The 19,576-nt window shown below is 60.0% G+C and carries 32 protein-coding genes; 2 read left to right on the top strand and 30 right to left on the bottom strand.

The genetic code is table 11. The annotated features are described in order from the left end of the window. Positions 1–267 precede the first annotated feature (267 nt). From rplQ to rpsJ, 29 genes are all read right to left on the bottom strand, one after another. Complete coding sequence (rplQ, locus tag HMPREF0326_RS13330) at positions 268–780, bottom strand: 50S ribosomal protein L17 (RefSeq protein ID WP_008685801.1); 513 nt, start codon at positions 778–780, stop codon at positions 268–270. Next, entirely contained in the window at positions 770–1,813 is a 1,044-nt protein-coding gene (locus HMPREF0326_RS13325) for a DNA-directed RNA polymerase subunit alpha (protein ID WP_008685803.1), read from the bottom strand. The genes rplQ and HMPREF0326_RS13325 overlap by 11 nt, the downstream gene beginning before the upstream one ends. Positions 1,814–1,824: 11 nt before the next feature. Next, positions 1,825–2,451: a 30S ribosomal protein S4 gene (gene rpsD / locus HMPREF0326_RS13320; protein WP_008685804.1), complete on the bottom strand. Its 627-nt coding sequence runs from the start codon at positions 2,449–2,451 to the stop codon at positions 1,825–1,827. Between the two features lie 46 nt (positions 2,452–2,497). Beyond that, entirely contained in the window at positions 2,498–2,887 is a 390-nt protein-coding gene (rpsK, locus tag HMPREF0326_RS13315; protein ID WP_008685806.1) for a 30S ribosomal protein S11, read from the bottom strand. Positions 2,888–2,931: 44 nt separating this feature from the next. Next, entirely contained in the window at positions 2,932–3,300 is a 369-nt protein-coding gene (gene rpsM / locus HMPREF0326_RS13310) for a 30S ribosomal protein S13 (RefSeq protein WP_008685808.1), read from the bottom strand. A 15-nt stretch (positions 3,301–3,315) separates the two neighbouring features. After that, positions 3,316–3,429, bottom strand: a complete 114-nt coding sequence (gene rpmJ, locus HMPREF0326_RS16355) for a 50S ribosomal protein L36 (RefSeq protein ID WP_005027799.1) — start codon at positions 3,427–3,429, stop codon at positions 3,316–3,318. A gap of 106 nt (positions 3,430–3,535) precedes the next feature. Continuing rightward, a complete protein-coding gene (gene map / locus HMPREF0326_RS13305; RefSeq protein ID WP_008685822.1) occupies positions 3,536–4,330 on the bottom strand; it encodes a type I methionyl aminopeptidase in 795 nt (264 codons plus the stop codon). Between the two features lie 15 nt (positions 4,331–4,345). Next, the gene (gene secY / locus HMPREF0326_RS13300) at positions 4,346–5,659 is read right to left on the bottom strand and encodes a preprotein translocase subunit SecY (RefSeq protein WP_008685823.1); all 1,314 of its coding nucleotides are present in this window, start codon (positions 5,657–5,659) and stop codon (positions 4,346–4,348) included. Positions 5,660–5,779: 120 nt separating this feature from the next. Further along, positions 5,780–6,244, bottom strand: a complete 465-nt coding sequence (rplO, locus tag HMPREF0326_RS13295) for a 50S ribosomal protein L15 (RefSeq protein WP_008685824.1) — start codon at positions 6,242–6,244, stop codon at positions 5,780–5,782. A gap of 21 nt (positions 6,245–6,265) precedes the next feature. Then, positions 6,266–6,442: a 50S ribosomal protein L30 gene (gene rpmD / locus HMPREF0326_RS13290; RefSeq protein WP_008685825.1), complete on the bottom strand. Its 177-nt coding sequence runs from the start codon at positions 6,440–6,442 to the stop codon at positions 6,266–6,268. 2 nt (positions 6,443–6,444) lie between these two features. Beyond that, on the bottom strand, positions 6,445–6,966 hold the full coding sequence (gene rpsE, locus HMPREF0326_RS13285) for a 30S ribosomal protein S5 (protein WP_008685826.1): 522 nt from the start codon (positions 6,964–6,966) through the stop codon (positions 6,445–6,447). 1 nt (position 6,967) lies between these two features. After that, entirely contained in the window at positions 6,968–7,327 is a 360-nt protein-coding gene (rplR, locus tag HMPREF0326_RS13280) for a 50S ribosomal protein L18 (protein WP_008685827.1), read from the bottom strand. Between the two features lie 10 nt (positions 7,328–7,337). Next, positions 7,338–7,877: a 50S ribosomal protein L6 gene (gene rplF / locus HMPREF0326_RS13275; RefSeq protein ID WP_008685828.1), complete on the bottom strand. Its 540-nt coding sequence runs from the start codon at positions 7,875–7,877 to the stop codon at positions 7,338–7,340. Between the two features lie 10 nt (positions 7,878–7,887). Further along, positions 7,888–8,268, bottom strand: a complete 381-nt coding sequence (gene rpsH, locus HMPREF0326_RS13270; protein WP_008685829.1) for a 30S ribosomal protein S8 — start codon at positions 8,266–8,268, stop codon at positions 7,888–7,890. A 109-nt stretch (positions 8,269–8,377) separates the two neighbouring features. Continuing rightward, complete coding sequence (locus HMPREF0326_RS13265; RefSeq protein ID WP_008685830.1) at positions 8,378–8,563, bottom strand: type Z 30S ribosomal protein S14; 186 nt, start codon at positions 8,561–8,563, stop codon at positions 8,378–8,380. A gap of 11 nt (positions 8,564–8,574) precedes the next feature. Then, a complete protein-coding gene (gene rplE / locus HMPREF0326_RS13260) occupies positions 8,575–9,114 on the bottom strand; it encodes a 50S ribosomal protein L5 (protein WP_008685831.1) in 540 nt (179 codons plus the stop codon). A gap of 9 nt (positions 9,115–9,123) precedes the next feature. Continuing rightward, on the bottom strand, positions 9,124–9,456 hold the full coding sequence (gene rplX, locus HMPREF0326_RS13255) for a 50S ribosomal protein L24 (protein WP_008685832.1): 333 nt from the start codon (positions 9,454–9,456) through the stop codon (positions 9,124–9,126). Between the two features lie 9 nt (positions 9,457–9,465). Further along, positions 9,466–9,834 carry a 50S ribosomal protein L14 gene (gene rplN, locus HMPREF0326_RS13250; protein ID WP_008685833.1) on the bottom strand — a complete coding sequence of 123 codons (369 nt, stop codon included), beginning with the start codon at positions 9,832–9,834 and terminating at the stop codon, positions 9,466–9,468. 9 nt (positions 9,835–9,843) lie between these two features. Continuing rightward, the gene (gene rpsQ / locus HMPREF0326_RS13245) at positions 9,844–10,107 is read right to left on the bottom strand and encodes a 30S ribosomal protein S17 (RefSeq protein WP_008685834.1); all 264 of its coding nucleotides are present in this window, start codon (positions 10,105–10,107) and stop codon (positions 9,844–9,846) included. 2 nt (positions 10,108–10,109) lie between these two features. Continuing rightward, positions 10,110–10,340, bottom strand: a complete 231-nt coding sequence (gene rpmC / locus HMPREF0326_RS13240; protein ID WP_008685835.1) for a 50S ribosomal protein L29 — start codon at positions 10,338–10,340, stop codon at positions 10,110–10,112. Further along, positions 10,340–10,753 (bottom strand): 50S ribosomal protein L16, encoded by a 414-nt coding sequence (rplP, locus tag HMPREF0326_RS13235; protein WP_008685836.1) that lies wholly within the window; start codon positions 10,751–10,753, stop codon positions 10,340–10,342. The genes rpmC and rplP overlap by 1 nt, the downstream gene beginning before the upstream one ends. After that, complete coding sequence (gene rpsC, locus HMPREF0326_RS13230) at positions 10,753–11,394, bottom strand: 30S ribosomal protein S3 (protein ID WP_008685837.1); 642 nt, start codon at positions 11,392–11,394, stop codon at positions 10,753–10,755. The genes rplP and rpsC overlap by 1 nt, the downstream gene beginning before the upstream one ends. 3 nt (positions 11,395–11,397) lie before the next feature. Next, entirely contained in the window at positions 11,398–11,736 is a 339-nt protein-coding gene (gene rplV / locus HMPREF0326_RS13225) for a 50S ribosomal protein L22 (protein ID WP_008685838.1), read from the bottom strand. 9 nt (positions 11,737–11,745) lie between these two features. After that, positions 11,746–12,030, bottom strand: a complete 285-nt coding sequence (gene rpsS, locus HMPREF0326_RS13220) for a 30S ribosomal protein S19 (protein WP_008685839.1) — start codon at positions 12,028–12,030, stop codon at positions 11,746–11,748. 9 nt (positions 12,031–12,039) lie between these two features. Next, the gene (gene rplB, locus HMPREF0326_RS13215) at positions 12,040–12,888 is read right to left on the bottom strand and encodes a 50S ribosomal protein L2 (protein WP_008685840.1); all 849 of its coding nucleotides are present in this window, start codon (positions 12,886–12,888) and stop codon (positions 12,040–12,042) included. A gap of 2 nt (positions 12,889–12,890) precedes the next feature. After that, entirely contained in the window at positions 12,891–13,181 is a 291-nt protein-coding gene (gene rplW / locus HMPREF0326_RS13210; RefSeq protein WP_008685841.1) for a 50S ribosomal protein L23, read from the bottom strand. 1 nt (position 13,182) lies between these two features. Next, a complete protein-coding gene (gene rplD / locus HMPREF0326_RS13205) occupies positions 13,183–13,815 on the bottom strand; it encodes a 50S ribosomal protein L4 (protein ID WP_008685842.1) in 633 nt (210 codons plus the stop codon). Between the two features lie 10 nt (positions 13,816–13,825). After that, positions 13,826–14,455 (bottom strand): 50S ribosomal protein L3, encoded by a 630-nt coding sequence (gene rplC, locus HMPREF0326_RS13200; RefSeq protein ID WP_008685843.1) that lies wholly within the window; start codon positions 14,453–14,455, stop codon positions 13,826–13,828. Positions 14,456–14,467: 12 nt separating this feature from the next. After that, complete coding sequence (gene rpsJ / locus HMPREF0326_RS13195; protein WP_006008400.1) at positions 14,468–14,785, bottom strand: 30S ribosomal protein S10; 318 nt, start codon at positions 14,783–14,785, stop codon at positions 14,468–14,470. 875 nt (positions 14,786–15,660) lie between these two features. Here rpsJ and HMPREF0326_RS13190 point away from each other — a divergent pair. Beyond that, positions 15,661–17,022, top strand: coding sequence for a response regulator (locus tag HMPREF0326_RS13190; RefSeq protein WP_008685846.1), 1,362 nt, complete (start codon positions 15,661–15,663; stop codon positions 17,020–17,022). A gap of 12 nt (positions 17,023–17,034) precedes the next feature. Continuing rightward, positions 17,035–18,459, top strand: coding sequence for a GGDEF domain-containing protein (locus HMPREF0326_RS13185; RefSeq protein WP_008685847.1), 1,425 nt, complete (start codon positions 17,035–17,037; stop codon positions 18,457–18,459). Here the strand turns inward: HMPREF0326_RS13185 and HMPREF0326_RS13180 are convergent. Then, positions 18,424–19,563, bottom strand: a complete 1,140-nt coding sequence (locus tag HMPREF0326_RS13180; protein ID WP_020990617.1) for a glycosyltransferase family 2 protein — start codon at positions 19,561–19,563, stop codon at positions 18,424–18,426. The genes HMPREF0326_RS13185 and HMPREF0326_RS13180 overlap by 36 nt on opposite strands. Positions 19,564–19,576 lie beyond the last annotated feature (13 nt).

The following is a 19,576-nucleotide window of genomic DNA, read 5'->3' as shown; positions in this document are numbered from 1 at the left end:
CCGTTAGAACATTTCACAATGAACAATCAGACACGTTCACTCCAACGATGCGACGTGTTCAAGCTACGGGAAATTTTGCACGCTGCCAAGAAGGAGGCTGCAGCGCAGCTTTTCCGGTCCGCAAGCTTTCCTCCTGAACGACAGTCCCGCACGCCGCGCGACTACAGTCCAACCCATGGAAAACAGGCAAAAAGCCCTGCTCTGAAAGAGCATAAAAAAGGGGGAGCCCGAAGACTCCCCTTTTGCAAAAGCTGCTTTGCTTGCGCGCTATTCGGCGGCGCCTGCTTCCTGCGCGGCCCCTTCTTCAGCCTTGGGCTTGCGGGTACGCTTGGGTTTGGCGGCCGCTTCACCGGCCGGAGCGGCGTCAACGGCTTTGGCCGCCTTCTTGTCCTTGCCCGCCTTGGCGTCCGCAACCGGCTCGGCCGCACGGGACAACTCAATAATAGCCATGGGGGCATTATCGCCCTTACGTGGCATGGCCAGTTTGAGCACGCGGGTGTAGCCGCCCGGCACGCCGGCAAACAGCGGGCCGATTTCATCAAAAAGACGCTTGACCAAGGCGTGGTCGTTGAGCACCCGGTAGGCCAGACGGCGAGAGTGCAGATCGTTGCGCTTGGCCAGCGTGATCAGGGGTTCCACCACCCGGCGCAATTCCTTGGCCTTCATCTCCGTGGTGCGGATTTTGCCGTGGATCAGAAGCGCCTTGGCGAGATTGTGCAACAGGGCCTTACGGTGCGCGGGCGTGCGCGAGAGTTTCCTGCCGGAATTGCTATGCCTCATTTTGCTGCTTCCTTTTCCATTCCTGATATTTCTTGTCGAAGCCGTCGACCTTCATACCAAAGTCAAGGCCCATGTCCAGAAGAACACTTTTGATTTCGTCCAGCGACTTGCGTCCGAAATTCTTGGTTTTGAGCATCTCGCCCTCGGAGCGCTGCACCAGTTCGCCCACCAGAGCGATATTGGCACTACGCAGGCAGTTGGTGGCGCGCACGGAGAGTTCAAGATCGTCAATGCTCTTGAACAGATGCTCGTTCACCTCGCCGCCGTCACTGCTGCCCAGACGCATATCGCCGGAAACGCGCTCATCAAAATTGATAAAGACCGAAATCTGGTCCTTGATGATCTTGGCGCTGTAGGCAATGGCATCCTCTGGCGTGAGCGAGCCGTCGGTCCAGACTTCCAGCAGCAGGCGGTCATAGTTGGTCATCTGGCCCACGCGGGCCTGTTCGACCGTATACGCCACCTTGCGCACCGGGGAAAAACTGGAATCCAGCTTGATCAGACCGATTTCCTCGGACAGACCCTCGTGCATGTCGGCGGGCACATAGCCCTTGCCCATACGCGCTTCCAGCTCCATTTCCAGCACGACATCCTCGGTGAGGGTGGCGATGTGCAACTCGGGGTTGAGCACCTCCACATGCTGGTTGGTCTGGATCTGGGCGGCCGTCACCGGCCCCTTCCGGTCCACGCGCAGGATCAGGCGCTGGGGCTCGTCCGTGTCCAGGCGCAGACGGACCTGCTTGAGATTCAGGATGACGTCGGTAACGTCCTCCAGCACGCCGTGGATGGTGGTAAACTCATGCTGCACGCCGGTGATTTTCACCGAGACAAAGGCCGCCCCTTGCAGGGAGGCCAGAAGGACGCGCCGCATGGCGTTGCCGATGGTGGTGCCGTAGCCCCGCTCCAAAGGCTCGCAAATAAACTTGCCGTGCGTGCCGCTGGCCGTCTCTTCCTCACGCAAAATCTGGTCGGGCTTCACGAGCTCCGACCAGTTGCGCGCATTGATAAGGCGTTCGCCTTGTTTAATAAGCATGCGCCCCCCGCTTATTTCGAGTAAAGTTCGACAATCAACTGCTCGTTGACGGGGAACTGAATATCATCGCGCTGCGGCAAGGCTTTCACGGTGCCCTTGAAAGCGGCACCGTCGGCTTCAAGCCAACCGGGGCAGCCGCGGCGGGCGATCACTTCCTGGGCTTCGGCCAGAACGGGAATTTTACGATTCTTTTCGGGCACTTCCACAGAGTCTCCCACCTTCACCTGCAGGGAGGGGATGGTGACCTTATGGCCGTTCAGGGTAAAGATGCCGTGACGCACCAGCTGGCGGGCCTGGTTGCGGGAGTTGGCAAAACCCAGACGGTACACCACGTTGTCCAGACGACGTTCCAGGATGACCAGCAGATTCGTGCCGGTGACGCCCTTCTGCATTTCGGCTTTTTCAAAGTAGCCGTGGAACTGGCGCTCCAGCACGCCGTAAGCGCGGCGGGTCTTCTGCTTCTCCCGCAGCTGCACCGCGTATTCGCTGACCTTCTTCCGCGCGCGGCCGTGCTGGCCGGGGGCGTAGGGGCGGCGATCATAAGCGCACTTGTCGGTAAAGCAACGATCACCTTTCAGGAACAGCTTGCAGCCCTCGCGGCGGCAGATCCGGCATTTGGCTTCAGTATATTTGGCCATGAATGAGTCCTCTTCGTTTGTACGGCGCTGCCCCGGCAGCGCGAAACTAGACGCGGCGGCGCTTGGGCGGCCGGCAGCCGTTGTGCGGGATGGGCGTCACGTCACGGATGAAAGCCACCCGGAAGCCCACGGCGGCAATGGCGCGCATGGCGGCCTCACGACCGGAGCCGGGACCCTTCACATAGACGCCCACGGTACGCATGCCGTTGTCCTGCGCCTTGCGGGCGGCGGTTTCAGCGGCCACCTGGGCGGCGAAGGGCGTGGACTTGCGCGAACCCTTGAAGCCGCTCTGGCCCGAAGAGGCCCAGGAAACAGCATTGCCGCGCGTATCCGTAAAGGTGATGATGGTATTATTGAACGAAGCCTGAATATGGGCAATGCCCACAGGCACGTTCTTCTTTTCCTTTTTCTTGACCGCTTTCTTGGGTCTGGCCATGACTATCCCTCAATCTGGCTAAAAAAACGAGTAAATGAGCGCGCCTACTTTTTCTTGCCCACAGCGCCGCGGCGCGGCCCCTTACGGGTGCGCGCGTTGGTGTGGGTGCGCTGGCCGTGTACGGGCAGACCGCGACGATGGCGCAGCCCCCGGTAGCAGCCGATATCCATAAGCCGCTTGATATTGCTCGAAACTTCACGGCGCAGATCGCCTTCCACCTTGAAGTTCTGTTCGAGTTCCTTGCGGATCTCGTTCACTTCGTCAGCCGAGAGATCGTCAATGCTACGCTCCCAGTTGACGCCGGTGGAGTCAAGGATCTTCAGGGCCGTCGTGCGACCGATGCCGTAAATGTAGGTAAGCGCAATGTCCACCCGTTTGCCGCGCGGCAAATCAACACCTGCTATTCTCGCCACAATATGTCTCCTGCCCTAGCCCTGGCGCTGCTTGTGCCGGGGGTTTTCGCAGATAACTCGAAGCACTCCCTTGCGCCGGATCACTTTGCACTTGGGGCATATTTTCTTGACGGAAGGTCTGACTTTCATCGCATATCTCCACTGATAGCCGTTTGGCCGTTGTGACGGCCCGTCCTGACGGCCCCGGCTATTTCGGGGCAGGAACAGGCATCTTTATCTATCTTTGCCTATTCTGTCAACCATCAATTGTGTGCCGGTTCAGACCGCGATCCGAAATACTCAGAATTCTCGGCCCTTCCGGGGTGATCGCCACGCTGTGCTCAAAATGAGCGGCCCATTGGCCGTCACGGGTCACAGCGGTCCATTTGTCATCCAGGATGTCCACTTCATAGGTACCGGCAGTGACCATGGGCTCAATGGCAATGACCATGCCGTTCTGCAGGGTCAGCCCATGCATGCCGGGCCTGAAGTTGGGCACCTCCGGCTTTTCGTGCATCTTCGCGCCCACGCCGTGGCCCACGAAGCGACGCACCACATTGAAACCGGCGGCTTCCACATAGTCCTGCACGGCGGCGCCGATATCATAGACGTCATTGCCTGCCCGCGCTTTCTCAATGCCCACATAGAGACTTTCCTCGGTCACCCGCATCAGCCTGCGGGCCTCGTCGCTCACCTGCCCCACCGGGTAGGTACGGGCGGCGTCGCCCACGAAACCTTCGAAGACCACTCCCATGTCGATGCTGACGATGTCCCCCTCCTGTAGCAGCCGCGCGGAGGGAAAGCCGTGCACCACCTGCTCGTTGACCGAGCAGCAGACGGCAAAGGGATAGCCGCAGTAACCGAGAAAAGCCGGTTTCACCTTGTAGTCGGCGCACATGTCGCGCGCCAGTTCTTCCAGGCGCATGGTGGGAAGGCCGGGCGCCACCATATCGCCCACGGCGTCAAGAATATTGGCGACCATGCGGTTGGCTTCACGCAGACAACCCACTTCCCGCTCATTTTTAATGAATGCGCCGTGATATTTTTTCATGCTCCACGCCCCGCGCTATGCTTTTCCGCCCTTGCGCGCTTTCTGCATCAAGCCTTGATACTGGCTTGAAATCATGTGTGATTCAACCTGATTCATGAAGTCCATGGCCACGCCCACCAGAATCAGCAGGCTGGTGCCGCCGAAGTAGAACGGCACGTTGAAGTTGCTGATCAGCAACATGGGCAGCAGGCAGACGAGGGAAATATACACCGCGCCCGAAAGCGTCAGCCGCGAAAGCACGGTATCAATGTATTCCTGCGTCTTTTCGCCCGGACGGATGCCCGGAATGAAGCCGCCGGCCTTCTTCAGGTTTTCGGACATATCCTTGGGATCAAAGATGATGGCCGTGTAGAAATAGCAGAAGAAGAACATCAGGGCCACGTAAATGATATTGTACAGAATGCCGTGGGGCGAAAAGAGCTCCGCCGCCCGCTTCACATACTCGTTGGTCGAAAACTGGCCGATGGTGGCCGGGAAGAGCAACAACGAGGAGGCGAAAATGGGCGGAATAACGCCCGCCGTGTTCAGGCGCAGAGGCAGATGCGAATTCTGCCCGCCGAACATCTTCCGGCCCACCTGACGCTTGGCGTAACTGATGGGGATTCGCCGCTGAGCCCGCTCCACAAAGACGATGCAGACCGTCACGGCGGCCATGAACACCACAATGACCACGGCCATGAAGATGCTCATGTCACCGGCCTGAATCAGGGCCACGGACTGAATGATGCCGCGCGGAATACCCACGACGATGCCGCAGAAGATGATCAGCGAAATGCCGTTGCCGATGCCCCGTTCGGTGATCTGCTCACCCAGCCACATGACCAGCACCGAACCCGCGGTAAAGGTCATCATTGTCACCAGCCGGAAATGCCAGCCCGGATTGAGCACAATGGGCGAACCGGCGGGACTGGTCATATTTTCCAGGCCCACAGCGATGCCCAAGCCCTGCACCAGTGTGATCAGCACCGTGAGGTAACGGGTATACTGGGTGATTTTGCGACGGCCCGCCTGCCCTTCTTCCTTTGCCATGCGCTTGATGTCCGGGCTGACCACCTGCAAAAGCTGCATGATGATGGACGCCGAAATATACGGCATGACGCCCAGCGCAAAGACGGAAACGTTACGCAGGCCACCGCCCGAGAACATGTCGAAGAGGCTGAACAGGGTGCCGGACATGCTTTCAAAGAAAGAAGCCAGGGCCGCGGCGTCCACGCCGGGCACCGGCACATGCACGCCGATCCGGTAGCAGCACAAAATCAGGAAGGTCCAGCCCAGGCGTTTGGCCAGGGCGGGCTGGCCCGCCATATTGTTTGCCGATCCTACTGCCATGAAAGACTCGTTGCGTTTGCGCGCCCGAGGGCGCCGTATGCGCGTAAGCGTCATAGCCCGCCGCGCGCGGCGGGCTATGACGCCGCAATATTCCGTTCCGGCCGCTCGCGCGGCCGGGGATTATTCGGCTGCGGGAACCGCTTCCAGCTCGCTGACTTCACCACCGGCCTGGCGGATCTTCTCCGCCGCGGCCTGGCTGAACTTGTGGGCTTCCACCTTGAGGGCGGATTTCACTTCACCGCGCGAAAGAATTTTCACCGGCGCGCCCAACCGGGCGAGACCCCGGGCGTAAATGTCATCCAAGGTAATGCTGCCCTTGCCCTCAAAGGCCTGGGTCAGCACATCCAGGTTGATCACGTCGTACGTCACTTTGAAGGGCGCGTTCTTGAAGCCGTGTTTAGGCAGACGACGCTGCAGAGGCATCTGGCCGCCTTCAAAGCCGGGGCGCACGCCGCCGCCGGCACGGGCGTTCTGGCCTTTGTGACCCTTGCCCGACGTGCCGCCCAAGCCGGAACCACCGCCCCGGCCCACCCGGCGGCGGGTCTTGCGCTCTTCCGGAAAGGGAAAGAGATTGTGCAGTTGCATACTATACTCCTCGCGCGGCCGTTAGTCCACGACGGCCACAAGGTGCGAAACTTTGGCAATGATGCCCCGAATGGCCGGGGTGTCCTTGAACGTCTTGACCATCTCGCGACGCTTGAGGCCAAGGGAGTCCAGCATTTTGCGCTGGGCCGGCGTGGTGCCGATGCGCGAGCGCACGAGTTTGACCTTGATTTCCGTCATGGCTACTTCCTCGGAGCTTCCAGCTTCTTGCCGCGCAGGACCGACACATCCTCGGCGCTACGCAGGGAAACAAGACCCTGTATGGTGGCGCGAAGCACGTTATGCGGATTATTGGTGCCGATGGCTTTGGCCAGCACGTCGCGCACGCCCACGGCCTCCATCACGGCGCGCACGGCGCCGCCGGCGATGATGCCGGTACCCTCGGAGGCGGGTTTGAGCATGACGCGGCCCGCGCCGAAGCGGCCCAGCACCTCATAGGGCAGGGTCCCTTCGACCAAGGGCACATGCACGCGGTTTTTGCGCGCGCGCTCCGTAGCCTTGCGCAGAGCCTCAGGCACTTCCTGGGCCTTGCCCAGGCCAAAGCCCACGCCGCCCTTGCCGTCGCCCACCACCACAAGGGCGCTGAAGCTGAAACGGCGACCGCCCTTGACCACTTTGGCCACACGGTTGAGGGAGACGATCTTTTCGATTTCGCCCAGCTCGTTCTGCTGGGTTTCGCTATTGTTCGAGTTATCCTGACGCATATTAGAACTCCAGACCGCCTTCGCGGGCGCCGTCGGCTACAGCCTTGACGCGACCGTGATAAATATACCCGTTGCGATCGAATACCACCTTGCTGATATTCTTTTCCTTGGCCAAGCGGGCAATTTCCTTGCCCACGCGTTCGGCGCCGCTCTTGTTGCAGTGCAGGCCGGATTCGGTTTTGGAAAGGCTAAGGGTGGAGGCGGACACCAGAGTCGCGCCTTCCAGATCGTTCACGATCTGGGCGTAAATATGCAGGTTGGACCTGTAGACCACGAGACGCGGACGTTCAGCCGTGCCGTTGACCTTTTTGCGGATGCGGATCTTGCGGCGCTGACGGGATTCATTCTTGCTATAATTCATGACGCAGCCCCTACTTCTTGCCGCCGGACTTGCCCACCTTGCGGCGGATGGTCTCGGTCACGTACTTGATGCCCTTGCCCTTGTACGGCTCGGGCTTGCGGATACGGCGGATCCTGGCGGCCATTTCGCCCACCAGTTCCTTGTCCACGCCGCTGATGGTCAACACCTGGCCTTCCACGGCGGCCTTGATACCGGCGGGCAGTTCCAGCACCACGGGGTGGGAAAAGCCCACGGCCAGTTCAATGATGTTGCCTTTCACGGCCACGCGATAGCCCACGCCGATGACTTCCAGGGCCTTGGAAAAGCCCTTGGTCACGCCGTCGATGCAGTTGGCCAGCAGCGTGCGGCGCAGGCCGTGCTGCGAACGGCTTTCACGGGTTTCTTCGAGGCGGGTCAATGTCACATGCCCGTCGGCCAGCTCATACTTGAGCAGAGAGCAGAGAGGCGTGCTCAGCGAGCCCTTGGGGCCTTTCACTTCCACAACATCCGTTCCGATCTTGACTTCGACGCCATTGGGAACGGGAATGGGCAGTTTACCTATGCGAGACATAACGCACCGCCTACCAGATTTCACACAGAAGTTCGCCGCCCACCTTCTTCTCGTGGGCGGTCATGCCGTCCAGCACGCCGCTGGACGTGGACAGAATGCAAATGCCGAGGCCGTTCTGCACCTTGGGGATCTGACGCGAATTCACGTACACCCGGCGGCCCGGAGTGCTCACGCGCTTCAGGCCCGAAATGACGGGCTTGCCCTTCAGGTACTTGAGAGTGATGGTGATGGTACTGTCGGCCACGGCCACGTCTTCGACGTAACCTTCCTGCTTGAGGATGGCGGCTAACGATTCCTTCATCTTCGAGCGCGGCACATTCACTTCCTTGTGCAGGGCCAAATGTGCGTTGCGGATACGGGTCAGCATATCCGCAATGGGATCTGTCAACATCGAAAGCTCCTGAGAGTTTTGAGCGCGGGGTTAACGGCCCGATGCCGCCACTTCCCACAGGCGCGGTGTTCTCCGCGCCGCCCGGACGCTCCCGCGTCCGGCAATGCTTTTACCAGCTCGACTTGCGCACGCCGGGCAACTCGCCGCGCAGGGCCATGTTGCGGAAGCAGATACGGCAGATGCCGAACTGGCGCAAAAAGGCGCGGGAACGACCGCACAGCGGGCAACGATTGTAGGCGCGCGCACTGAACTTGGGCTTACGTTTGGCCTTCACTTCCAGCGAAGTACGGGACATACGGCAGACTCCTATTTACGGAACGGCATGCCCAACTGGTCCAGAAGGAACTTGCCTTCCTTGTCCGTGGCCGCCGAAGTAACAATGGTGATGTTCATGCCCTTGGGATTTTCCACACGGTCGATTTCCAGCTCGGGAAAGATGGTGTGTTCCTTGATGCCCAAGGTGAAGTTGCCGCGCCCGTCAAAGCCGCGATCCGGAATGCCACGGAAGTCGCGCACCCGGGGCAGGGCAAAGTTCATGAGCTTGTCCAGGAAGTCCCACATGCGGTCCTTGCGCAGGGTGACGCGAGCGCCGATGGGCATGCCTTCGCGCAGCTTGAAAGCGGCAATGGATTTCTTGGCGCGGGTCACCACAGCTTTCTGGCCGGCAATGGCGGTCAGTTCCGCCACGGCCTCCTCCATGATCTTGTTGTTCTGGGTGGCGGCGCCAAGGCCGATGTTCAGAGAGATTTTTTCAATCCCGGGCAGCTGCATAGAGGAGGTATAATTGAACTCCTTCTGCAACACCGGAACCACTTTCTCTCTATATATCTTTTCAAGGCGTGTCATCGTATCACCTTATTCCATGACTTCGTTGCACTTTTTGCAGAAGCGCACTTTCTTTTGCTTGCCTTCGGACTCGATGTACTTGTAGCCCACCTTGGTGGCTTTGCCGCACGCCGAGCAGACCACCATGACGTTGGAGACATGGATGGGCATTTCCTTTTCCACGATGCCGCCGGGCTGCTGGGCATAGGGATTGGGGCGCATGTGGCGTTTGGCCATATTGGTCTTTTCCACCAACACGCGATCCTTTTTGCGCAGGATCTTGAGCACCTTGCCGATCTTGCCCGCGTCCTTGCCGGTGATCACCATCACCTTGTCGTCCTTGCGGATGCGATACGTTTTCATGACGATCTCCTAGAGCACTTCCGGGGCAAGGGAAATAATTTTCATGAAGTTCTGGGCGCGCAGCTCACGGGCCACGGGGCCGAAGATACGCGTGCCCACCGGCTCGCCCTGGTTGGAGAGCAGCACGGCGGCGTTGCCGTCGAACTTGATGTAGCTGCCGTCCATGCGCCGCACTTCCTTGGCGGTGCGCACGATAACGGCCTTCATCACGTCGCCCTTCTTCACCTTGCTGTGGGGCATGGCTTCCTTGACGGAAACCATGATGATGTCGCCCACCGAGGCGTAACGGCGGTGCGAACCGCCCAGCACCTTGATGCAGGCCACCTTTTTGGCGCCGGAATTGTCGGCCACCTGAAGCGTTGATTCTACCTGGATCATGGCACTACCCTACACGGCTTTTTCAATGATGGAGACCAGATGCCAGCGCTTGTTGCGCGACATGGGACGGAACTCCACGATTTTGACCTTGTCGCCCATACCGCATTCGTTCATGGGATCATGAGCCGTGAACTTCTTGCGGCGCCTCACATACTTTTTGAGCAGAGGGTGCTTGACCAGGGTCTCAACGCGCACGACAATGGTTTTGTCGTTCTTGTCGCTCACCACAATGCCGGTCAGCGTTCTGCCCTTGCGTTCTTCCAGAGCTTGCATTTTCAGGCCCTCTGTTCCTTTTCGTTCAACACGGTCTCAATGCGCGCCACCTGCTTCCGCATGGCTTTCAGCTCGGAAGTCTTTTCAAGCTGCGCTGCGGCGTGCTTGAAGCGGGCGTTCATCAGTTCCTGCCGCTGCTCGGTCAGCTTGCCGCGCAGTTCTTCCGCGCTCATATCGCGCAGCTTGCCGGCGGCATCCCGGACAGCCTTGTCACTTTTTTTCTTGGCAGCCATTAGAAGCCCTCCCTCACCACGATGACGGTCTTGACAGGCAGCTTGTGCGCCGCGCGGGTCAAGGCTTCGCGGGCCAGTTCCAGGCTGACGCCCTTGATTTCATACAGCACGCGGCCGGGTTTGACCGGCGCGCACCAGCCCACCGGCGCGCCCTTACCGGAACCCTGGCGGGTTTCCAGAGGCTTGGAGGTGACCGGACGGTCCGGAAAAACGCGAATCCAGACTTTGCCGCCGCGCTTGATGTGACGCATCATGGCGATACGGGCGGCCTCAATCTGCTGGCTGGACAGATGTCCGTGCTGCACGGCCTTCAGGCCGATGTCGCCGAAGGCAATGGAGGCGCCGCGCGTAGCCAGCCCGCGCAAACGGCCTTTCTGCCACTTGCGGAATTTAACTTTTTTGGGCGCAAGCATTATTGTTCAACCTCTTTGTCAAGGATTTCACCCTTGTAGATCCACACCTTGACACCAATGATGCCATAGGTGGTACGCGCTTCGGCAAAGCCGAAGTCAATGTCGGCGCGCAGGGTCTGCAAGGGCACGCGACCGTCGCGATACCATTCGGTACGGGCGATTTCAGCTCCGGCCAGACGACCGGCGCACGTCACCTTGATGCCTTCGCCGCCGAACTTGCGGGCCATGGACACGGTACGCTTCATGGCGCGCCGGAAGGCCACGCGGCGCTCCAGCTGCTGGGCGATATTCTCGGCCACGAGCTGGGCGTCCACTTCAGGACGACGGATTTCATTCACTTCCAGGGAGAATTCGCGCCCGAACTTCTGGCGCAGGTCTCCACGCAGCTTTTCAATTTCCACGCCTTTGCGCCCGATGACGATGCCGGGACGGGCCGTGGAAAGAATCAGGCGCACTTTGCCGCCTGCGCGTTCAATCTCGATCTTGGACAGCCCCGCATGATAGAGGAGCTTTTTGACGAACGCGCGGATCTTGCTGTCTTCGTAGACAAAGGCAGGATATTCCTTCTTGCTGAACCAGCGGGACTGCCAGTTCTTGTTATACCCAAGCCGGAAGCCGAACGGATGTACTTTCTGACCCATAGCCTATTCCTGCCCTTCTGCGAGTATGACGGTGATGTGGCTGGTGCGCTTGTGAATCTTGCTGGCCCGGCCCTGAGCGCGGGGCATGAAGCGCTTCCACGAAGGGCCCTCGTTGACCACGATTTCCTTCACCACCATGGCATCCACATCCACGCCGCCCAGCTGCGAGGCATTGGCCAACGCGCTTTTGAGCACGCCGAAGAGCACGCCCGCGGGCTTGTTGGGGGTGAAGCGCAGAAGATTCATGGCTTCCTCAACCCCAAGGCCCTGCACGTTTTTAGCCACAAGCCGGGTCTTGCGCGGCGAAACGCGCTGGAATTTCGCAATAGCTTTCGATTCCATAGTTCTACCCTACTTCTTGCCGGCCTTGGCCTTTTTATCGGCAGCGTGCCCGTGGAAGGTACGGGTGGGCGAAAATTCGCCCAACTTGTGGCCCACCATGTTTTCGGTGACAAACACCGGCACGAACTTCTTGCCATTGTGCACCGCGAAGGTCAGACCCACCATTTCCGGCAGGATGGTCGAGCGGCGCGACCAGGTCTTGAGCACGCGACGGTCGCTGTTGGCCACCGCGCTGTCGACCTTGTTCATCAAATGGCCGTCCACGAACGGCCCTTTTTTCAATGATCTCGGCATGAGCTACTCCTACTTCTGGCCGCGGCGTTTGATGATCAGCCGGGAAGAGGCCTTCTTCTTGTCACGGGTCTTGTAACCCTTGGCGGGCATGCCCCACGGCGACACAGGATGACGGCCGCCGGAGCTTCTGCCTTCACCGCCGCCCAGCGGGTGGTCGATGGGGTTCATGGCCACGCCGCGCACCTGGGGCCGACGGCCCAGCCAGCGGTTACGGCCGGCTTTGCCCAGCGAGATGTTTTCGTGGTGGATGTTGCCCACCTGCCCCACGGTGGCCACGCAGGAGGCCAGTACCTTGCGCACTTCGCCCGAGGGCAGGCGCAGCAGGGCGTATTTGCCTTCCTTGGCCACAAGCTGGGCATAGGTGCCCGCGGCACGGCAGAGCTGGCCGCCCTTGCCGGGGTAGAGCTCCACATTATGGATCACGGTACCCACGGGAATACGGGCCATTTCCAGCGCGTTACCGGGCTTGATATCGGCCGTTGCGCCGCTGCGGGTGTTGACGCCGCTCATGACCACGTCGCCCTGGTTCAGGCCCACGGGCGCGAGGATATAGCGCTTTTCGCCGTCCGCATAGTGCAGCAGCGCAATGCGGGCGGTGCGGTTGGGATCGTATTCAATCTGCGCCACAGTGGCTTCAATGCCGGTCTTGTCCCGCTTGAAGTCGATGAGGCGGTACAGACGTTTGACGCCGCCGCCGCGACGGCGACTGGTGACGCGGCCACGGTTGTTGCGGCCGGCCTTCTTGGGCAGACCTTCGGTGAGCGACTTCTCAGGGCGCGTCCGGGTGATTTCCTCAAAGTCGGAAACCGTCTGGAAGCGACGCCCCGCGGAGGTCGGTTTCAGCTTGCGGACAGCCATGATTACACTCCCTCGAAGAACTCGATTTTATCGCCCTGGCGCAGCGTCACATACGCTTTCTTCCAGCCGGGCTTGCGGCCCACAACGCGGCCCTGGCGCTCCCTCACGGAAGGCGCGCGGCGCACTACGTTGACCGCTTCCACTTTCACATCAAAAGCCTTTTCCACAGCCTGCTTGATCTCAAGTTTGTTGGCCTTGGGATGGACATAAAAAGCCACCTGTTGCGCCTCATCCTTGAGCAGCGTCGTTTTTTCCGTCAGCAGGGGCTTGAGCAGAACGTACGTCGTTTCCATCTTAAGCCCCCTTCTTGGCAAAACGCGCCTGCACAGACTCCACGGCCCCTTCCAGAAGCACAAGCTGCTTGTGCTTGAGCACGTCCAGCACGCTCAGGCGATCGGGCGTGGTCAGGGTCAGGCCGGGGATGTTGCGGGCCGAGCGGCTCAGAGCCTCATTGTCCTCGGGCGTCACGATGAGCGCCTTTCCGAGGCCGAGAGCACCGGCCACCTTGGCAAAATGCTTGGTCTTGGCTTCGGGCAGTTCAATGCCCTTGACCACCAGCAGGCTTTCACCGGCCAGACGGCTCGACAGAGCCATCTTGAGAGCCAGGGCGCGCACTTTGCTGTTGACCTTGAAGCCGTAGTCGCGCGGGCTGGGTCCGAAGATGATGGCGCCGCCGCGCCAGATAGGCGAACGGTTGGAGCCGGAGCGAGCCCGGCCGGTGCCCTTCTGCTTCCAGGGCTTGACGCCGCCGCCGGAGACGAACGCGCGGGTCTTGGCATTGTGCGTGCCGGCGCGTTTGGCCGCCATCTGGGCGCGCACCACGAGGTTGAGGATTTCAGGCCTCACCTCGATTTCGAACACGTCAGAAGCCAGCGTCATTTCGCCGCTTTCCTGCTTGTTCTGGTCGTATACTTTCACGGTAGCCATGTTGCTTCCCCTACTGCTTGCGGATCAGCACCAGCCCGTTCTTGGGGCCGGGCACGGAACCTTTGACCAGAATGACGTTGTCCTCGGGACGCACGCCGACGATCAGAAGGCCCATTTCCGTCACGGTTTCATTGCCCCAATGGCCCGCCATCTTACGTCCTTTGAAGACGTGGCCGGGGAAGGTGTTGTTACCTACCGAACCATTGTTGCGGTGCACCTTTTCGCAGCCGTGCGTATCCTTGGAGCCGGCGAAGTTCCAGCGGCGCATACGGCCCTGGTAGCCCTTGCCCATGCTCTTGCCGGTCACCTTGACCACATCGCCGGCGGCGAAGATGTCCACGGTGAGCTGCTGGCCGGGCTGCTGCTCGGGCGCGCCCGAAAGCCGGATTTCACGCGTGTGGCGGAAAAGCCCGGTGCCGGCCTTGGCGAAGTGGCCGCGCATGGCTTTGCCCACATGCTTTTCCTTGGCTTCGGTCAGCGCGATCTGCAGGGCGTTGTAGCCGTCCTTTTCCACGGTTTTGACCTGGGTGACGGGGCAGGGCCCGGCCTCAATGACCGTCACGGCCACGGCGGCGCCGTCACCGGCGAAGATGCGGGTCATGCCAAGTTTGCGACCCAAAATTCCCATTTTCTCAGCCATGACTGCCTCTCGCTAGAGCTTGATTTCCACGTCCACACCGGCGGGCAAGGAGAGCTTGCCCAGCGCGTCGACGGTCTGCTGCGTGGGTTCCAGAATATCCATAAGCCGCTTGTGAATGCGCATTTCAAACTGCTCACGGGACTTCTTGTCCACGTGCACGGAGCGCTGAATGGTGTACTTATGGATGTTGGTGGGCAGGGGAATGGGCCCCGCCACACCGGCACCGGTATTGCGCGCCGTATCCACGATTTCCGCAACGGCTTTATCCAGAATGCGGTAATCGTAGGCTTTGAGCTTGATCCGAATGCGATCGCTGCTAACAGTTGTCATTGTGCCTACTCCGTTTGCAAAAACATCCCGCGCGGCCGACACGGCCCCGGCGGGCTCCTTCACAGCATACGCGGGCCATGAAGCACGGCCCGAAGGCCACCACACCCTGGCGACGGACGGAACAAGGCTACGTAAGGGGCTGCGCGAGTCGCGCGCATCACACCTGAAATCAGGAATTCGGAAGATGATGGACGCCTGGGCGCTCCGGCATCATCCGTGTGATGCTCCCCGGCGCAGCCCAGGCCTGGCCGCCGATGAAAACGGCGGCGCGGCGGTCCCGCAGGGTCACCAAATGGGGTTTACCCCCAATACCTTACAGCCCCGGGTCACTCCGGCCTCTCGGCCTCGGTGGGGTCCGTCCTCGGGCTGGAACGGCTCGACATTGTCCGGCATTTGGTAACGCCTGCGAATGTCAAAGCCCGTGGCGGCGATGGAACCATGATGGCATCCGAACCGCTTCCGGGCGCAGCAGGACAGGCTCAACCTGCCCTTCCCTGCCGTCCAGGGAATGCTTCCACGGGAAAACCCGTTGAAGCGACGTCTTGTTTAGCCAAAACCCGGCCTGACGTCAAGGCTTTTCCATAAAAAAATTCAATAGACCGCAAGACCGCCGCCCCTGCTCGGCGCGCCGCGCGGGTCGGGCCATCTGCTTGACAAAGCAGGTCGGCCGGGCCTACATGCTTTCGATAAACTATGCCGTGCGCTTGCGTCCCCACACCTTTTCCGCGCCCGGCCTTTATCCTACCTACGAAGTGCGGTAGCTCAGACGTGTTACGCAGCGCCAGGCCGGAGCGAAAAGTTATACTTTCCGGCCTGTTCGGCATGCCTTTTCAGACAACCAGCGGTCGTTTTGTCCGCGACAGCAGGAGCCATCCATGCCTATTGATCCGGCCCTCAAGGCCAAACAAAATCTATATGAAGATACTGTCATCCACTATATGAACAAGGAAGACGGCCACGTCATCGTACTCAGCGACGACCAGGCTTTCTCCACCCAACTGCGCCTGACACTGGCCAAGGAGCTGGGACTCTCCTCCCCCAACATGCTCACGGCCCTGTCCGACCCGCATCAGTTGCTGCGCGTGCTGCGCGAAGTGACCCCCAAGCACCCGGCCCCGATGCTGTTTCTGGAGCGGATCATGGGCGGCCAGGATCTCAGTTTTCTGGTCAACCAGATCAAGCAGGCCTACAGCAAGCTGCGGATCATCATCCTGACCACAGACGTGCAACGCGACCGGCTCATGCTTTTGCACGAAGTGGGCGCGGACAACTTCATCGCCAAACCGGTGTCCGTGAATACGCTGATCGAAAAAATGGCCTTCACCCTCAAGCCGCAAAGCAAACTCGGCCAGGCCATTGATCTGGCCAAGTCTTTTCTGGCCCACCAGAAATACGCCGAGGCTCTGGCCGCCTGCCAGAAGATCCTGACGCTCAAGCCCGGCAGCGCCGCGGCCTACCTGGTTATCGGTGATACCCAGCGCGCCATGAAGGATTATGAAAAAGCGCGCGTGGCCTATGAAACGGCGGCCAAATCCGCCGACCTCTACCTTGCGCCGCTGCAACGGCTGGCCGAAATGTATGAGGAACTGGGCGACCAGCAATCCCAGTTGCGCTGTCTGCAAAAGCTCGACACCATCTCGCCGCTCAACGTCAACCGCAAGGTGAGCCTTGGGGAAATCCACCTGGCCATGGGCGAGCCGGAAAAGGCCGAGGAGCTCTTCGACAAGGCCATGGCCCAGATCACCAAGGAGGCCATGGACGGCATCAGCGCCCTTTCAGGCCGCATCGCCTCCATCTATGCCGACCGCGACCCGGCCAAGGCCGAAAAATTTCTGCGCAACAGCCTGGAGGTCAAGGGCAAATATCTCTCCAAGGGCGACATCATGCTCTTTAACCAGCTGGGCATCAGCCTGCGCAAGCAGGGCCGCTGGAAGGACGCCATCACCGAATACAAACGGGCCATCAAGATCGCGCCCGAGGATGAAAATCTCTATTATAATGTCGGCATGGCCTTCGCTGAAGGCGGCGACTTTTTGCAGGCCAAGGCCAATTTGCTGAAAGCCGTGGACCTCAATCCGGACATCCCCGGCGCCAGCCCCAACATCGCCTATAATTTCGGGGCGGTCTTTCTTCAGTCCAAGGACCGCGAGCGGGCGTCCCAGTTCTTCAAACTGGCCCTGCAGCTGCGCCCCGATTTCCCGGCCGCCCAGGACGGCCTGAAACGGGCGGGGGGGTAATAGAGACGCGCCATGTCTTCAGAACACCGCGACGACACCTCGGACGACGAGAGCCTGGCCGAATCCATCATCGTCAATGAAACGGATTCGTTCATCTACATCAGCGATCCGCAGACATATGACGTGCTCTACGTCAATGCCTTCGGAAAACGCCAGTTGAATCTGGACGAGGTCAAAGGGCACAAGTGCTACCGGCTTTTCCAGGGCAAGGAAAAGCCCTGCGAATTCTGCACCAACCATCTGCTCAACAGTGAGAAATTTTATACCTGGGAGCATTTGAACGAATGCACTGGCCGGAACTATCTGATCAAGGACAAGCTCATTGAATGGCAGGGTCGCCGGGCACGCCTGGAAATTGCCGTGGACATCACGGAAAAGGAGAACACCAGCCGCGCCGTCCGGGACAAGCTGGAAATGCAGCATACCCTTGTGGAATGTCTACGTATCTTCTATACGGCTACAAGCTTCGACGAAGCCATTGACGCCATCCTGCGCAAAATTGGGCAACAGCATCACGCCGACCGTGCCTATATTTTTGAATATAGTACCGATAAGCTGGGCCGAGTCGTCGTCAATAATACACATGAATGGTGTGCTGCCGGCATTGAGCCGCAAATGGACATTCTGCGTGATCTGCCCGGGGATGTTCTTGTGAGCTGGAATAAGCTGTTTGGTACAGAGCACAGCATCGTCATCCGGGATCTGGAAAATATCAGGGAAAGCCATCCGCAGCCTTACGGCTTTCTGAAACCACAGTTGATTACCAGCCTGATGGCTTCGTTGTTTATCGTGGATGGCACGGCCACCGGCTTCATCGGCGTGGACAATCCCCGGCACATGGGAGAGGATCTTTCTCTTCTCTGGTCGCTGGCCTATTTTATGGCCGTGGAGCAGAAAAAACGGCGCATGGAAGACGACATCCTGTACCTGAGTCACCACGACAGTCTCACCGGCCTGTGCAACCGGCACAGTTACATGCTGTTGCTGGATGAACTGAAAAGCGTCCCTCTGGTTGAAACCGGCGTCGCCTTTGTGGATCTCAACGGCCTGAAATCCCTCAACGACCGCGAGGGCCATACGGCGGGGGATATCTTTCTCAAAACTATGGGTGAAGTGTTCACCCGGCATTTCAGAAAAGATGAGGTGTTCCGCATCGGCGGCGACGAATTCGTCATCGTCTGCCGGGGTATCCCCTTTCCCCTCTTTAGAAAAAAGCTCCATGCCATGCGCACCGAGGCCGAAGCCCTATATCCGAAAGCCTTGGCCCTGGGCAGCGTCTGGAAGAAATCCGGCGGCAACCCGGTCGAGATGGCCCGCCTTGCCGACGAACGCATGTATGCGGACAAGCGCCGTCATTACTGCGACCGGAACCAAAACGATCACCCCGCCCGCGCCTGCCGTTCAGCGTCGTCCGACACCATGCAGAAAGCGCTTTAACGCCTCCGCCGTCTCACTTTTGCGCAGGCGGCCGTAGCAGCGGCCGATTTCCTCATAAATCCAGGTCCGGAGCGCCGCGTCCTCCCGGGCCGCGAAAAGGGCCGCGCCCAGCAGTTCCAGTCCTTTTTCCGTCTCATCCCGCATAAAATGCAGATTGGCTCCCAGCATCAGGGTCAGTGGCGTGGCCTGATAGCGGCGCAACCGGGCGTAGCGCCGGAAGGCCCGCTCCATGTCGCCGGATTGCCCCAAGGCCGCGATGGCGGCGATCTCCTCCTCAGGACGGGCCGCGCAATCCCGCGTGACCACGGCGGCAAGTTCTTCAGGCGGCATGCGGCCGAACGCCTTCTGCACGGGCAGAAAAGGCGCAATGGCCATATCAGGCGTACCGGCCCGACGGCTCTGACGGTAAAAATCCTCCAGGGTCCAGCCGTCGCTCCCGCATACGGCGGTAGCCAGGCCGCGTTGGATTTTTTCCTCAAAATCCTGCTGTGATTTATAAAAATAATGATTGATGCGGATTTTTTCCGCCACGGGATAGGAAGAGGCTCCCAATACGGGCACGCGGTCCTCGTTGACGCAGAAGCGTCCCTCCGCATAGGCGAAGTGATGCGGCGACAGGGGCTTGAGCGTCCATTGCGGCTGCACCAGGCTTTTGACGTGATGATGCAGGCAAAGGCCGTCGGTATAGCTGCGCGTCACGCCCGCCGACGGCCTGCGCAAATGGCCGCCGGAGCCGAAGACCATCCAGTGCGCCGCCAGACCGGCCCAGGCCTCATAGTCTTCCAGCAGATCCCGCACGTCACGGCGGCCCAGAGGCAGCACGAATTCGTCAATATCAATGAAGGCCAGCCAGCGGCTGCGTGTTTTCCACTGGCGCAGGCAATGGTAGTAGGCCGACAACTGCGGGGCCTCGCGCCGGGGAAAGTCAACGACCGTCAGCAGACCGGCGTCGGCCAGATCCGCCAGCGTCCGCGCCGCGGGCACGGCGCTGCCGTTGTCGTAGAGCACAATATGCTCGAAGCCCACGGCAAAATGGTGCAGCGCCCACTCGCGCAGATGGGGCGTCTCATCCTTGGCGATGGCGCAGACGCAGGCGTAGTACACAGACGGCCCTCCG

Origin of the sequence: Desulfovibrio sp. 3_1_syn3, from assembly GCF_000145315.2 — a bacterium.
GTDB classification, from domain to species: domain Bacteria; phylum Desulfobacterota; class Desulfovibrionia; order Desulfovibrionales; family Desulfovibrionaceae; genus Desulfovibrio; species Desulfovibrio fairfieldensis.
The sequence above is the reverse complement of the archived record's forward strand: the minus strand, read 5'-3'. Positions and strand labels throughout refer to the sequence as shown.